Origin of the sequence: Candidatus Nanosynbacter sp. TM7-053, assembly GCF_022828375.1 — a bacterium.
Classification (GTDB): Bacteria; Patescibacteriota; Saccharimonadia; order Saccharimonadales; family Saccharimonadaceae; genus Nanosynbacter.
Map to the genome: position 1 here is coordinate 65,783 of NZ_JAJQJX010000002.1, position 12,667 is coordinate 78,449.

The 12,667-nt window shown below is 41.8% G+C and carries 11 protein-coding genes and 5 tRNA genes; 9 read left to right on the plus strand and 7 right to left on the minus strand.

From position 1 onward, the window contains the following. The first annotated feature begins 29 nt into the window (after positions 1 to 29). Positions 30 to 1,550, plus strand: a complete 1,521-nt coding sequence (locus LRM50_RS03280) for a helix-turn-helix domain-containing protein (RefSeq protein WP_445083107.1) — start codon at positions 30 to 32, stop codon at positions 1,548 to 1,550. Here LRM50_RS03280 and LRM50_RS03285 read toward each other — a convergent pair. Together LRM50_RS03285 and LRM50_RS03290 are read right to left on the minus strand one after the other, a co-directional pair. After that, on the minus strand, positions 1,540 to 3,345 hold the full coding sequence (locus LRM50_RS03285; RefSeq protein WP_243809861.1) for a glycogen/starch/alpha-glucan phosphorylase: 1,806 nt from the start codon (positions 3,343 to 3,345) through the stop codon (positions 1,540 to 1,542). The two genes, LRM50_RS03280 and LRM50_RS03285, sit on opposite strands and share 11 nt — an antisense overlap. Before the next feature lie 32 nt (positions 3,346 to 3,377). After that, positions 3,378 to 3,452, minus strand: a tRNA-Gly gene (locus LRM50_RS03290). 43 nt (positions 3,453 to 3,495) lie between these two features. Here LRM50_RS03290 and LRM50_RS03295 point away from each other — a divergent pair. Beyond that, positions 3,496 to 3,572: transfer RNA gene (locus LRM50_RS03295), tRNA-Arg, on the plus strand. Between the two features lie 24 nt (positions 3,573 to 3,596). Beyond that, positions 3,597 to 4,010: a hypothetical protein gene (locus tag LRM50_RS03300; protein WP_243809862.1), complete on the plus strand. Its 414-nt coding sequence runs from the start codon at positions 3,597 to 3,599 to the stop codon at positions 4,008 to 4,010. Between the two features lie 35 nt (positions 4,011 to 4,045). Here the strand turns inward: LRM50_RS03300 and LRM50_RS03305 are convergent. Both LRM50_RS03305 and LRM50_RS03310 read right to left on the minus strand, forming a co-directional pair. After that, positions 4,046 to 4,122 (minus strand) — tRNA-Lys (locus LRM50_RS03305). An 85-nt stretch (positions 4,123 to 4,207) separates the two neighbouring features. Further along, positions 4,208 to 4,285, minus strand: a tRNA-His gene (locus tag LRM50_RS03310). A gap of 75 nt (positions 4,286 to 4,360) precedes the next feature. On the opposite strand from LRM50_RS03310, the gene LRM50_RS03315 reads away from it, so the two are divergent. Then, positions 4,361 to 5,173 carry a bifunctional 5,10-methylenetetrahydrofolate dehydrogenase/5,10-methenyltetrahydrofolate cyclohydrolase gene (locus LRM50_RS03315; protein WP_243809863.1) on the plus strand — a complete coding sequence of 271 codons (813 nt, stop codon included), beginning with the start codon at positions 4,361 to 4,363 and terminating at the stop codon, positions 5,171 to 5,173. Here the strand turns inward: LRM50_RS03315 and LRM50_RS03320 are convergent. After that, the gene (locus LRM50_RS03320) at positions 5,170 to 5,541 is read right to left on the minus strand and encodes a response regulator transcription factor (RefSeq protein ID WP_129631472.1); all 372 of its coding nucleotides are present in this window, start codon (positions 5,539 to 5,541) and stop codon (positions 5,170 to 5,172) included. The genes LRM50_RS03315 and LRM50_RS03320 overlap by 4 nt on opposite strands. Positions 5,542 to 5,581: 40 nt before the next feature. Here LRM50_RS03320 and LRM50_RS03325 point away from each other — a divergent pair, with 40 nt between their 5' ends. Next, positions 5,582 to 6,934, plus strand: coding sequence for a class I SAM-dependent methyltransferase (locus LRM50_RS03325; protein ID WP_243809864.1), 1,353 nt, complete (start codon positions 5,582 to 5,584; stop codon positions 6,932 to 6,934). A 26-nt stretch (positions 6,935 to 6,960) separates the two neighbouring features. Beyond that, on the plus strand, positions 6,961 to 9,120 hold the full coding sequence (locus LRM50_RS03330) for a sensor histidine kinase (RefSeq protein WP_243809865.1): 2,160 nt from the start codon (positions 6,961 to 6,963) through the stop codon (positions 9,118 to 9,120). On the opposite strand, the gene LRM50_RS03335 is transcribed toward LRM50_RS03330, so the two are convergent. After that, positions 9,117 to 9,332, minus strand: coding sequence for a hypothetical protein (locus LRM50_RS03335; protein ID WP_243809866.1), 216 nt, complete (start codon positions 9,330 to 9,332; stop codon positions 9,117 to 9,119). The genes LRM50_RS03330 and LRM50_RS03335 overlap by 4 nt on opposite strands. 91 nt (positions 9,333 to 9,423) lie before the next feature. Here LRM50_RS03335 and LRM50_RS03340 point away from each other — a divergent pair. The 3 genes from LRM50_RS03340 to LRM50_RS03350 all read left to right on the plus strand — a co-directional run bounded on the left by LRM50_RS03340 (position 9,424) and on the right by LRM50_RS03350 (position 12,093). Beyond that, a tRNA-Glu gene (locus tag LRM50_RS03340) sits at positions 9,424 to 9,498 on the plus strand. Between the two features lie 547 nt (positions 9,499 to 10,045). Further along, positions 10,046 to 11,038, plus strand: coding sequence for a DNA cytosine methyltransferase (locus LRM50_RS03345; protein WP_243809867.1), 993 nt, complete (start codon positions 10,046 to 10,048; stop codon positions 11,036 to 11,038). After that, positions 11,035 to 12,093 (plus strand): HaeII family restriction endonuclease, encoded by a 1,059-nt coding sequence (locus LRM50_RS03350; protein ID WP_243809868.1) that lies wholly within the window; start codon positions 11,035 to 11,037, stop codon positions 12,091 to 12,093. Before LRM50_RS03345 ends, LRM50_RS03350 begins: the two co-directional genes overlap by 4 nt. Positions 12,094 to 12,286: 193 nt before the next feature. Here the strand turns inward: LRM50_RS03350 and LRM50_RS03355 are convergent, their stop codons facing one another. Further along, the gene (locus LRM50_RS03355; protein ID WP_243809869.1) at positions 12,287 to 12,589 is read right to left on the minus strand and encodes a hypothetical protein; all 303 of its coding nucleotides are present in this window, start codon (positions 12,587 to 12,589) and stop codon (positions 12,287 to 12,289) included. Between the last annotated feature and the right edge of the window lie 78 nt (positions 12,590 to 12,667).

A 12,667-nucleotide genomic window follows, 5' to 3' on the forward strand; every position in this document is an offset into this window, starting at 1 on the left:
TATATCATCAGTGATATAATTTACGCATGATAAAAGACAAGTATCTTCAAAAAATCGGCAATTTAATCGCTGAAAATCGTCAAAAACAAGGTTTGACACAGACGCAATTAGCTGAGGCGATTGGTACGTCGCAAAGCGCTATTAATCGCATTGAAAACGGGGGTCAGAACATTAGCATTGAGATGATTGCTCGAATTAGTGAAGTGCTTAATAATAATATTGTAACCGTGAATCATTCCGGAAAAATGAATTTTAAGGTAACTGGTGGCAAAAAATTGTCTGGTGAGATACAAGTTAAGACTAGTAAAAACGCTGCAGTTGGTCTTCTTTGTGCGAGTTTGTTGAATAAGGGGAAGACGACGCTTAGGAAGGTGGCGCGAATTGAGGAGGTCAACCGAATTATCGAGGTTCTGAACTCGATTGGCGTTAAAACTCGCTGGTTGGACGGTAGTGATCTTGAGATCGTGCCGCCAGCGCGTTTGAAGCTTGAAGATATGGATATTGCTGCGGCGAAGAGAACTAGGACCGTGATTATGTTCCTTGGTCCGCTATTACATCAATATGACGATTTCAAATTGCCGTTTGCTGGCGGCTGTAATTTAGGCAAGCGCACGGTTGAGCCACACCTTAGTGGTTTGAGGCATTTTGGAATGAACGTCACGGCGGAAACTGATTATTATCACGCAAAAACTGATGTTAATTCTGGCGATCGAACGATTTTGTTGACGGAGCGCGGCGATACGGTGACGGAAAATATCATTATGGCTGCGGCGTTGTCGCCAAGCACTACTATCATCCGCAACGCTAGCCCAAATTATATGGTTCAAGACGTCTGTTTCTTCTTGAAAAAGCTGGGCGTGAAAATTGAGGGAATTGGTACGACGACCTTGAAGATTACGGGTCGTAAACGCATTAGTAAAAATCTGGACTATTATCCGAGTGAAGACCCAATTGAAGCAATGAGCTTTATTGCGGCGGCTGCGGTGACGGATTCGGAAATTACCGTTCGTCGTGCGCCGATTGAATTCTTGGAGATTGAATTAGCAACATTGGCGGAAATGGGTCTTAAGTTTGAACTCAGCAAGGAATATTTTGCTAATAATGGGCAAACTCGTTTGGTTGATATTAAATTGCAGCGCTCCAAACTCCAGGCTGCCAAGGATAAACTTCACGCCTTGCCGTTTCCTGGAATTAATATGGACAATTTGCCGTTCTTGGGGCTTATCGCGACGGTGGCGAAGGGACGCACGTTGGTTCACGACTGGAGTTACGAGAACCGAGCAATTTACTTTACAGAGCTGAGCAAGCTGAATGCGCAAATCGAGCTGGTTGATCCACACCGTGTTTATATCACCGGTCCGACAAGATGGAAGCCGGCTGACGTTGTTGCTCCGCCAGCGCTTCGTCCATCTGTTGTGATACTTTTGGCAATGCTTGCTGCTCCAGGTGTATCGATTCTTCGCGATGTATATTCAATTAATCGCGGATACGAGGAATTGGCGGCACGCTTAAATTCGCTAGGTGCTGATATTGAAGTGATTATTGAATAGGAATTCGCTTGATCTGCGGTTCTTTTTTAGGCTGGATTTGCGGTTTTGGAAAAATAAATTTGAGATAATCTTTCATCATTCGGGCGCCGGAAATAATTGGTAAATAGTTGCTCAATTGGTGGCGGATATGTTTTTCTAACAATTGGTCATTTTTCAAAATAGCGGCAGCTTTATGCATGTTGACGTACAGAGATGAAACTTCGGCTTCGTAGTTTCTCCCGGTAACCTCGAGGCAAGCGATTGGCTGAACATCGGCAACGCCGCCGTCACTAGTGGAGATGAGGAGTTTCAAATTGGCGATGTCTTTCTCCCATGAAGTGCCACACGCTTCTAATCCAACGATAGGAATATTTATTGAGGCGTCTGAACCGATTGCTAACGCTCGCCCCAACTCCTCGTCATAGTCTTGTATATAATGAACACGCTCCTTGAGGACTGGATCGTTATCAATCAATTTTAATACTTCGAGCAATTTCTGATACATCGTTACGTCGCCTTGGTGAACTTTTCCTGTCAGAATATAATGCGCGTTGTGGCTAATGAGAATTTGGCGCAATGAATCTGGGTTTTCAAACGGCATATAAGGTCGTTTGTAATTGGCGAATCTTCGCTTGAAGTCGAATAATATCGCGTTTTCTGGGATTTGTATGGATTTTCCGTACTGATCTTTGCGACTCAATAGGACTCGATTCAATTCCTTTCGACCGAGTTTTTTCAAATACCTCAAATCCGCGCTACTAAGCGAGTTTAATTTTTCAGAAAAATCATTTGTGGGCAGTCCAAATTTATCGATAATTCCGTGATCGCGATATGTTTGCAACGTTTCAGGCAGTACCCACGTTTCAAGATCTATTCCATTGGTAATGGCTTGAAATTTAACTTTGTCGTTGTTGCGGTCGCGGAAATTTGCTACACGGGCATGTAGTTTACTAACACCATTCTTCGCTTCAGTAAGTTCAATTGCCAAAAGATTCGGCCTCAGTCTGTCGTTGCGAAATTGTTCCATTAGCCAGCAACGCACAGCATTACTTTTTATATTTGGCAGAACTAATTTTTCAAATTGCGAACGATGGAATTCCGGTTCGGCTGCTTGAAGAAGCGTGTGGTTCGTGTAAAGTGTGTGTTTGCGAACGTAAACGACGGCTTCGTATAAATTCATTCCGTTAGCGCACAGTTCGTCTAGTCGTGCCAATGCGGCAAAAATCGTTGCGGTCTCATTAAGTTGAATAACAGCCGGCTTAATACCGAGGAGTTTTAATGCTTTATAGCCACCAAATCCCAGCGCTACTTCTTGGTATAATCTATGATCGCCAGATCCGTCGCCTTCGTACAATTGCCCAAAGTTCGGTTCTGAAATTGTAACAAATTGCGTTGAGCCGAGCGTCTTCTTAAAAATGCTTAAGCTTGCATCTGGGAATCCGTTTGAACTTACGAAAACTTCGTCAATATATTCAAATCCGTAATCTTGAGGTGAAACGGATTCTGAAAACTCTTCTTGCGCGAGGTCGGTAATTTTCTGGTGTGATTCGCTGCGATAAAACGGCGTTACTACTACGAACGGAACTTCCAATTTTTCAGCTACACGTCGCGTGTCCGCCGCTAAAACTCCAAGTCCGCCGCCACCTTTAATGCCGTTGGACTTATCATAAATTTCCATTGTCCAATAGACATATGGTCGGTTTTCAGATAATTGATGTGTTAAACTGCTTCGTTCAATCACATCATAAAATTCGGACGCATCTTCAATGTCATGCGGTTGGTATTTTGGTTTTTCTGTATAAATATATGGATCCATCGATGCCCTTTATGGATTGAAATTGTCTAACTTGGTGCGGGTGGGGAGAATCGAACTCCCATCTCAAGTTTGGAAAACTTGCATACTAACCGCTGTACTACACCCGCAAGCTTTTACTATTGTAGCAGAAAGATGTTATAATGTGAATACGCCCTGATAGCTCAGTTGGATAGAGCAGAGGACTTCTAAGCCTAAGGTCGTAGGTTCGAATCCTACTCGGGGCGCCATTTCATATAACTAATGGGGGATATATGGACGCGAATCAGAAGCCGCAAATGACACGGGAAATGATGGAAAGGCTATATGGTCGTATGAATACGTTGAGCAATAGTAGCTCTAGAGCGTATGGGGATACGGGCAGAATGCTAACCGCTAATCGTAGCGTGAATTCAGGGCGTCGATATATTAAAGGATACGAATCTTCGATATCGGCCAATAATTCTGATAATAGAAGGTGTACTCCTAGTTCAGGAGTGAGTGGATCGGTTCAATCTGATAATTCTAGTAATGTAGCTGACACGGGATTGTCTGGCGGGAATCGACGAGTCAATGGTCTACAAAATAACAGTGTTCCGTCAGGTGCGAATAACTCTCGCCAATCTTTCAATGCTAATCGAACTACTTTTCGTGAACCACCTTCTCGCGGGTATAATCCGTTTGGATAAGAAAATAACCTCACTTCAATGTGAGGTTATTTTCTTGGAGGGCCAGGAGGGGCTCGAACCCTCGACACCCTGCTTAAGAGGCAGGTGCTCTAACCAGCTGAGCTACTGGCCCACAATTTCATTATACAACAATCAATAAAAATGTCTACCGTTTTATTGAAAATAATTTATCGGTGTGAATAAATTGTCGTAAAACTTGGGGCGAATGATGGGGTTCGAACCCACGGCCTCCGGAGCCACAATCCAGCGCTCTAACCAAGCTGAGCTACATCCGCCACAACCAAGCTTCTCAAATTATAGCACACACTATATCTGTACTCAAGATGGTAAAATTGCTATACTTAATGACAATGAGAGAACTAAATGGCTCAGAATTAGCTGGATTTATCAAGGAGCGCCAGGCGAAACAGGTGCGAGCTTTAAGGCAGGCTTGGCATATTAATCCTCGTTTGGCAATTGTTACTGATGTCGAAAATCCAGTTATTGAAACGTACATGCGTTTGAAACAGAGGTATGGTGCTGATATTTTGATTGACGTGGAGATTCATCGAGTCCCTGCGGGCGGTGCTTTGGAGGTGATTCAAGAATTGAACAATCGAGACGATGTCCAAGGAATAATTCTGCAATTGCCGATTAGTAATTCTGATCAGACTGAGGAGTTACTCGAGAGTATTCGAGAAGATAAAGACGTTGATGGTTTGCGCAAGAGGGCGATTTTTCAGGCAGCCACGCCAACGGCTATTAGCTGGCTGCTGGCTGGATATGGTGTTGATTTGAAAAATAAAAAAGTTGCGATTGTCGGGCGAGGTCGTTTGGTTGGTGCGCCTCTTGAGAAGATGTGGCTAAAGTCTGGCGTTGATGTGACGGTTTTTGAAAAAGGTGACGATTTATCTCAACTGATAAATTACGATATTATCGTGTCGGCAACTGGAGTTCCAGGGCTGATTAAAAGCCAAATGATTAAGACTAAGACGGTCGTTGTTGACGCTGGAACTGCTTCGGAAAATGGAAAAATTGTTGGCGACGTATCTGAAGAAGTGCGTCAGCGCAATGATGTAATTATTACACCAAAAAAGGGCGGAGTTGGTCCGTTAACAGTCTCTGCGTTGTTTGATAATGTAATTACGGCTTGTCTAAAAATTGCGAATCAATCAAAAAATTAAGCGGCTTTTATGGCAGCTTTGACTTGCTCGACAACTTGGCGCGGCGTGAGGTTCGCTTTTACGATGTAGCTATGAATTCCTAATTTCTTCAAATCGTGCGGAGCTTCTTCTTCGCCGAGATTAGTGAGGACGATAACGGGAATAGTTTTTCCCCAATCTTTAGACCTAATTCGTTTCAAAGCCTCCGCGCCGTCCATTTCCGGCATTTGTAAATCTAGCAAAATAATGTCTGGCTGAAACTTCTCGACTACTTCTATGCCAATTTGTCCGTTGGCGGCCAAGCGAACGTCAAACCCGTCCGACTCGAACTTCATTCGGTACATCTGGCTGATGGTTGGGTCGTCTTCAATGATAGCGATTTTTATCATGCTTTAAGTATATCACATAAATTATGTTATAATTTTTGGCATGGAAAAATTTAGAGGCGAACAGTATATTACAGAAACAGGTGATTTTCTTAATGGAATTGATCATGAAGCTAATGAAAAATTAAATAGGGAAATTGCTGATCTTAGGAGTGAGGAATGTAGGGTTAAAATTGGGGAAAAGACCGATCCTGCATATAATAATCCAGATAAAATTCAGTATATATACAATTATCTGGAGCAAGGCGGGGCGGAATTAAAGGATGTTCGTAAGGATATTATCCATATAAATTTGGCGGCGGTAGCACTTGCGAGTGTTCTAGAAAAGATTCCTTTTGTGAGAGAAAATAAATGGGGTAATGATATAGATTCATATCTGGAGATTTCTCGTGATAAGTTATTGTATGGTAAAGATCAAACTGATTCGAAGCCGTGGCACAATCAACGAGGTTCCGCACTGACATTTTTGACAATTTCTGAAGCTGAGGATTTGAGTGTTTTTGATGAAAATGGCAAAATATTGTCAGAAGGTAAATATCCAACTATGGGTGGTCCACTGCTGGATGAGTCGGTATTTGATGAGAAGATTAATGGTTTGCCGCTGACGGAAGTTATGGTCCAAGAAAAGATCAATAACGGCGTAGATAAAGCGACGGCTATTGAAGAAGTAGAGAAGAGAATTAGTGAAGTCCGAGAGTTTATCCAGGCGCCAGTGACGGAGAAGTTTTCTGATGTTATTCGGCATTGTGCGGATTCGCTTGGTATTCGTGAGCGGGTAGAGACGGTGAATAGTTTGTCGATTGACCATTTGAAGAAAGTGGCGGAAAAAGAAAATCGTTCGATTGATGATATGCTGGTGATGAGTTTTGGCTGCGGAACGGGACTGGCGACTTTGAAGATGTTGAAAAAACTTAAAGATGAAACGGGTGAGACGCCAACGGTTATCCTGTTAGATCAAGATCCGTTGTCTCTAGCAGCGGCGCAGAGTCTAGCTAAGAAATGGAATTTGGAAGATAAGATTGAAGTTCATTGCGAGCGATTATTCAGTAAGCTTGGCAAGCCTTTGAGTTTGGAGGGAGTTTTGGGAAATCGTAAGCTAGATATCGCGGAAGATTCTGGCTTGCGAGAATATCTGCCGGATGGCGTTTATAAGCAATTGACACGAGAATCATTGAAATTTCTACGAACCGGCGGACTAATGATCACTGGCAATATGAACGTAAATCGCCCACAAAAAGAATTTTTGCATGGACTAATGGGGTGGGTTCCAAAAGTTAGGATGCGCTCAATTAAAGAAGGTTTTAAATTGCTCCAAAAATCTGGCATACTAAAAGAGTCTATTGAAGCTACAGTTACCGCGAGCGGCGTTTACACAGTTTTTGCGATTGAAACGTAGAATAAAATGCTATAATAAGCATTAGTATGATGATACGAGCATTAGTGCTAGGATTGGTTGCGTTGATGGCGCTAATTTTAGGCGTTCTTGTGCTTAAAAAGTCGAAGCGACGCCACGATGCAAAGTATTGGTTTTTTCTGGTTTGTTTATGTTTGGCTGTGTGGTCGGCTGGACTTGAAGTGTTCTCCCTGGCGGACAATGGAGTAGTATTAGACACTGCATCCAGATGGTTTTATGTCGCTTCAGCTGTTTTTTGTCCTGCGTTGGCTATTTTCACTACAAAGTCGTTTCTTCCATCGACAAAATCAACGAAGAGTTTTATCTGCGCATCTAGTATATTAATAACGATTTTTTCGCTATACATTATTTTGGTGCCTGAATTTATTATTAATACATCAGAAATTGTCACGCCAGTAGATTTTTCTCGAATTCCGATTCATGCAGTCAACTATGTTATTTTTGCAACTTTTTTCTCGGTATTCTTCTTAATTTCTATGTGTTTTGGTCATATAGCGTGGCGCAAATCAGATCCTGTTCGACGCAAGCAAGTCGCGATTTACATGATTGGTCTGTTGATATGTAGCATTCCTGGCTTTGTAGTGGATCTGTTTCTTCCGGCGTTTGGTGACTATCGATATATATGGATTGGTCCAATTGCTACGATTATTTTCTTATTTGCAATTATGTATAGCATCGTCAGGTACCGATTGATGGACGTAAAAATGGCGGTGGCTCGAAGCGTTTCGTATATGCTGCTATTAATTGCACTGGCTGTCGTCTATGTGATTTCCGCATATGTTATTTCAATTCTGGTTTTTCAGCGTAGCCTGACGGTTGATAGCCACGTAAATCTTATGAATATGATTTTGGCTATGGTTTTGGCTGTCGTATATCAACCGGTGAAGAAAATATTTGATAAATTTACTGATAGGGTTTTTTATTACGGAGAATATGACGCTGATACGTTTACGCGTGAGATTAGTAAAATATTAACTTATACAGCGGATTTGCAATTGCTAACTCGACGTGTTGGTAATTATATAGCGACTTCTCTTAAGGCGGAAAAAGTAGCGTTTTGCATTCCGGAAAAAGGAATATATGGTCGAGCGGGTCGGCGACGAATATCTGTTGTCGAGGAAGACGTTCACAGGATTATGGATTACTATTATAAGAATTGTAGTTTCCCGGAAGTTATTTTGGCAAATCAAGTAAAAGATCCAGAGCTGAAGAAACTTTTGGATATTCATCGCACGAAAATTGTTATGCCGCTGCTGCATCAAAATCAAGAAACGGGAATTCTGTTTCTGGGCGAGCATAAAAGTTTGGGGTATAGTTCTCGCGATATTGAAATGCTGGAATCGATTGCTGGGGAATTGGCGGTGTCGATTCGAAATTCTTTGTCATTGGAAGAGATTAATGAATTGAATAAGAGTTTGCAGCGCAAAATTGACGAGGCGACGAAAGAATTGAGGTTCAGTAATCGACAGCTTCAGCGACTAGACGAGGCGAAGAACGAATTTATTTCTATGGCTTCACATCAGTTAAGGACACCGTTGACTAGTATTAAAGGTTATCTGGATATGATGCTGGAGGGTGATTTGGGGAAGATTACACCGACGCAACGTGCGGTTCTTAGAGAGGCGTTTTCTTCGAGCGAGCGTATGGTGAGGCTAATAAACGATTTTCTTAATGTTTCTAGACTTCAGACTGGCAAATTTAATATCGATAAGCAGAAGGTAGACATTGCTCAAATTCTTCGGGATGAAGTTGCTTTGCTTAAGGTTGTGGCGGATCAGAGAACTGTCGAAATGGACCTAAAGATTGATAAAAAAGTTCCATTGATTACGGCCGACTCTGAGAAGATTCGTCAAGTTATGCTGAATATGATCGACAACGCTATTTACTATTCAAATCCGCACAAAAAGGTAATAATTTCTCTAAAAAATAGTAATGGTGCGATTGAATTTACAGTGAAAGATTCGGGAATCGGTGTGCCAAAATCAGAGCAAGCAAATTTGTTTGGCAAATTCTTCCGCGGCGCAAATGCCAGAAAAAAGCGACCAGACGGCACTGGCGTTGGTTTATTTTTGGCGAGGAAAGTTATTTTATCACACGACGGCGAAATGATCTTTGAATCAGAAGAAGGAAAAGGTAGTACTTTTGGGTTTAAGTTGCCAGTTCGTTAACGAAATAAACTCAGTATTCCAGAAATAACGATAATTAAAGCAATTGCAACGAGTCCCGCCATGCCAATGGTGCGAATGAGTTTTTTCCGATCAAAAAACCATTGAGATAATTTGGGGCGATTCGTTGCTGTAATCCTTGTTACCTTTGGCCGCTGAGATGTCGCGTCCATCCCAGAATATTTTTTATTGCGCTTTTTCTTCTGCTTTGTCATGGAAATATTATACATTAATAGATAACGGCGGAGAAGTGGCTGATTTGCTATAGACAATTCGACGGTAATTTGTTATGATATCTGAAGTCGTGGCCTTATCGTCTAACGGTTAGGACACCAGGTTTTCATCCTGGCAATCCGGGTTCGATTCCCGGTAAGGTCACCAAATCGGAACTAAAATGGAAACAACGGTCGCCTGAACGGGCGGCTTTTTTTGCTGGCAGCACGCAGCGCCGACCGGCGATTTTTCTGGGCGGAGTTAAGAAAATGGTCGTCATTTATGACGACTTCTTTTTGTTGTATTTATAGGTTCGACCCGAAAATTTCAAGGCATAAGGATTTTTTGCGCTGAGGTCATCGCCCTTTGTGATTTTACGCCCAAGCTCGAACCTATCTTGAGAGCAAGCCTAGACTCTAGCAAATACATCAGGACAAAGCCCTGTTCGGCGGGTCGCCCGCACCCCGACCCGCCGAAACCGCCAGCGATAACTAGTTTGTCTGGTTGGGTTATTTTTGATATAATTATAACCGTCTTAAGTTATACCTATTGCGTCCGCAGTAGAAAAAACGTACCGCAAGGTTTCGAGCGATGTGCCTAAAAATTAGGACATCGCGCGAAACAGTAGGACATGTCGTTCTGCTGCGGACAAACGACTTAAGACACCGTTGCGGTGTCCTATTTTATTTTTGATAGCACCGCAGAAAGTAGTGCTATGACTGACAAGATAACTTTTATAGATTTGTTTGCAGGAATTGGCGGTTTTCATCTCGCATTTCATAATCTCGGTGCAGAGTGTGTTTTTGCATCAGAATGGGATAAAGACGCGCGAAAGACCTATGAAGCCAATTTTGCAAAAATATCGCCCGAATTATTCAAGAAAAACACTAACGGAGAAACGCGTTTTGCTGGTGATATTACTAAAGTTGATGCCAGTAAAATACCCGACTTTGATATATTAACAGGCGGATTTCCTTGTCAGCCATTTAGCATAATTGGCGCAAAGGCAGGCTTTGAGCATGAGACACAAGGGACACTATTCTTTGATATCGAGCGAATTCTAAAGGAAAAGCAGCCGAAAGCTTTCGTTCTAGAAAATGTTCGTAATTTGACCGCACATGATAAAGGAAAAACCTTTAAGATCATTATTGAACATCTGGAAAAACTGGGATACTTTGTCCACTACAAAATCATAAATGCCCTTGACTATGGGGTTCCACAAAAGCGTGAGCGAATTATTATTGTAGGATTTAAGGAGAATGTTCCTTTTAGTTTTCCAGCCCCTCTGCCAATCGAAAAAAGAGCCACCATAAAAGATATCTTAGAAACTGGAAATATTGAGGACAAATATTTTGTAAAGCCTGAAATACGCGACAGAAGGCATGCTAAAATGCTACTCAAGACGATTACGGAGCCGAGTCGTCCATATATCACTCATGAAAATGTATCGGGGAGTGTTACTCCACATAGCTACTCGTGCGCACTTCGTGCGGGCGCAAGCGCTAATTATATCTTGATCAATAATGAGAGACGGCCAACGGAGCGTGAATTATTGCGAATACAGGGATTTCCTGACTGGTTTAAGGTAGTTGTTTCGTATTCTGGAATAAAAAAGCAAACTGGAAATGCTATAGCAGTTCCAGCCATTGAGAGTGTCGCCCGAGAGGTTCTAAAGTCCCTGAGGCTATTCAAGGAGATTAAGAAGTGAGTCCTACTACGGCAAAACAACTACTTGATGTATTTCTTGCAAAGCAACGTGTTCATTGGTATAAACCAGTTCAAATTGCCGAGATATTGTATAGAAAGCGCATAGACCCAAATAGTGTAGATATTTTAGACCTAGAGACATATAGAACAAAAAGCAAGAAGTGGCGCGACGATATAACCATGGAATTATTAGGTCGAAAGAGCACGAGTTCTGCAAAGTTCCAAGACGACTTGTTTAATAACAATGCGATTCCGCCAAGTCTTTTAAATATCTTGAGTCAGGAGAATATAAGGACAGGCGGAGCCGTGGAGGCTTACATATACAGTATGTTTGCAAACAAAAAATCACAGCTAGCAAATGCCCTCAGTTATGCAGTTAATTCATCGCCTCAGGCTTTCAATGTCGTACATTTTATCAACTCTTTCTATGCGGAGCCGGGCTTAAAAAGAAGTCTTGATAAAATATATGAAATTATTGTTTTCGCATTGTTTTCAACATTAACCAACGAGCTAGAGCTAGAAATGCAATTATCTGTAGCGGACAATAAGATTGATATTCTGCGCGAGTTTGAGGACTTCACAAAAAACATTATGCAATTATCTGTAGATAATTTAGTCAGTACCGAATCGGCCAAGGTGTATCGTGTAGGCATTACAAACGCCGCCGACAGAGGTCTTGATATGTATGCGAATTGGGGGCCTGCTATTCAGATTAAGCATCTTGCTCTTGACGAAGCGTTAGCAGAATCGGTAGTTAATTCTATCAACAGCGACAGGGTGATAATTGTCTGCAAGTCTGCTGAGCAGCGTGTTATTGTCAGTCTACTAAATCAAATTGGCTGGAAGTCAAAAATACAAAGTATAGTAACCGAACAAGACCTAGAGCGATGGTATGAAAAAGCACTACGCGGTAAGTTTTCGGAAAATATGGGTGTTAAATTACTGCAAAATATAGCCAATGGTATATCCGAAGAGTTTCCTTCGGTGGTACAGGATCAGAATTCGACTATAGCTTGTCGAAATTATGACAATATCCATGACGATATCTGGAGATAAAAATAACCCAACCAGACAAACTAGTTATCGCTGGCTGTCCCGGCGGGTCGGGGTGCGGGCGACCCGCCGAACAGGGCTTTGTCCTGATGTATTTGCTAGAGTCTAGGCTTGCTCTCAAGATAGGTTCGAGCTTGGGCGTAAAATCACACCATAAAGAATGTTTGAAATAGTTCGCTTATTGTGGCGAGTTTTTTCATTGTTGCTTTGTAGTTTCTTTGGCAGCGGACTCATCGTCAGTCCGAGACATCATTTCAGAATAGGCTTCAAGTATATCGCTCTCCTTATATTTCGGTTTATGTGAGCGCTCGATTGCATACCAGATTGTTACGGGTATCAGCAGGGCGGTGTTTATGCAATATATCGTAATTGCAGCTTCTATGGACCCAACGATATTTATAAATACTCCAGTATAGAACAAAAAGAAAATAATTACAGTAGTTGAGCCGAAAATAAAGAACAAAATTTTTGAAATAATATATTTATCTATTTCTGGCATAATATTTTATATTCTAGCATTAAGAAAATGGGTAATCTAGTCTTGACTAACGCAAATCTTGACATTAAATAAGTATTA

Coding starts and splice junctions, on each gene's coding strand:
- LRM50_RS03285 (WP_243809861.1), bottom strand. CDS start 3,345: ATGGATCCATATATTTATACAGAAAAACCAAAATACCAACCGCATGAC.
- LRM50_RS03300 (WP_243809862.1), top strand. CDS start 3,597: ATGGACGCGAATCAGAAGCCGCAAATGACACGGGAAATGATGGAAAGG.
- LRM50_RS03315 (WP_243809863.1), top strand. CDS start 4,361: ATGAGAGAACTAAATGGCTCAGAATTAGCTGGATTTATCAAGGAGCGC.
- LRM50_RS03320 (WP_129631472.1), bottom strand. CDS start 5,541: ATGATAAAAATCGCTATCATTGAAGACGACCCAACCATCAGCCAGATG.
- LRM50_RS03325 (WP_243809864.1), top strand. CDS start 5,582: ATGGAAAAATTTAGAGGCGAACAGTATATTACAGAAACAGGTGATTTT.
- LRM50_RS03330 (WP_243809865.1), top strand. CDS start 6,961: ATGATGATACGAGCATTAGTGCTAGGATTGGTTGCGTTGATGGCGCTA.
- LRM50_RS03335 (WP_243809866.1), bottom strand. CDS start 9,332: ATGACAAAGCAGAAGAAAAAGCGCAATAAAAAATATTCTGGGATGGAC.
- LRM50_RS03345 (WP_243809867.1), top strand. CDS start 10,046: ATGACTGACAAGATAACTTTTATAGATTTGTTTGCAGGAATTGGCGGT.
- LRM50_RS03355 (WP_243809869.1), bottom strand. CDS start 12,589: ATGCCAGAAATAGATAAATATATTATTTCAAAAATTTTGTTCTTTATT.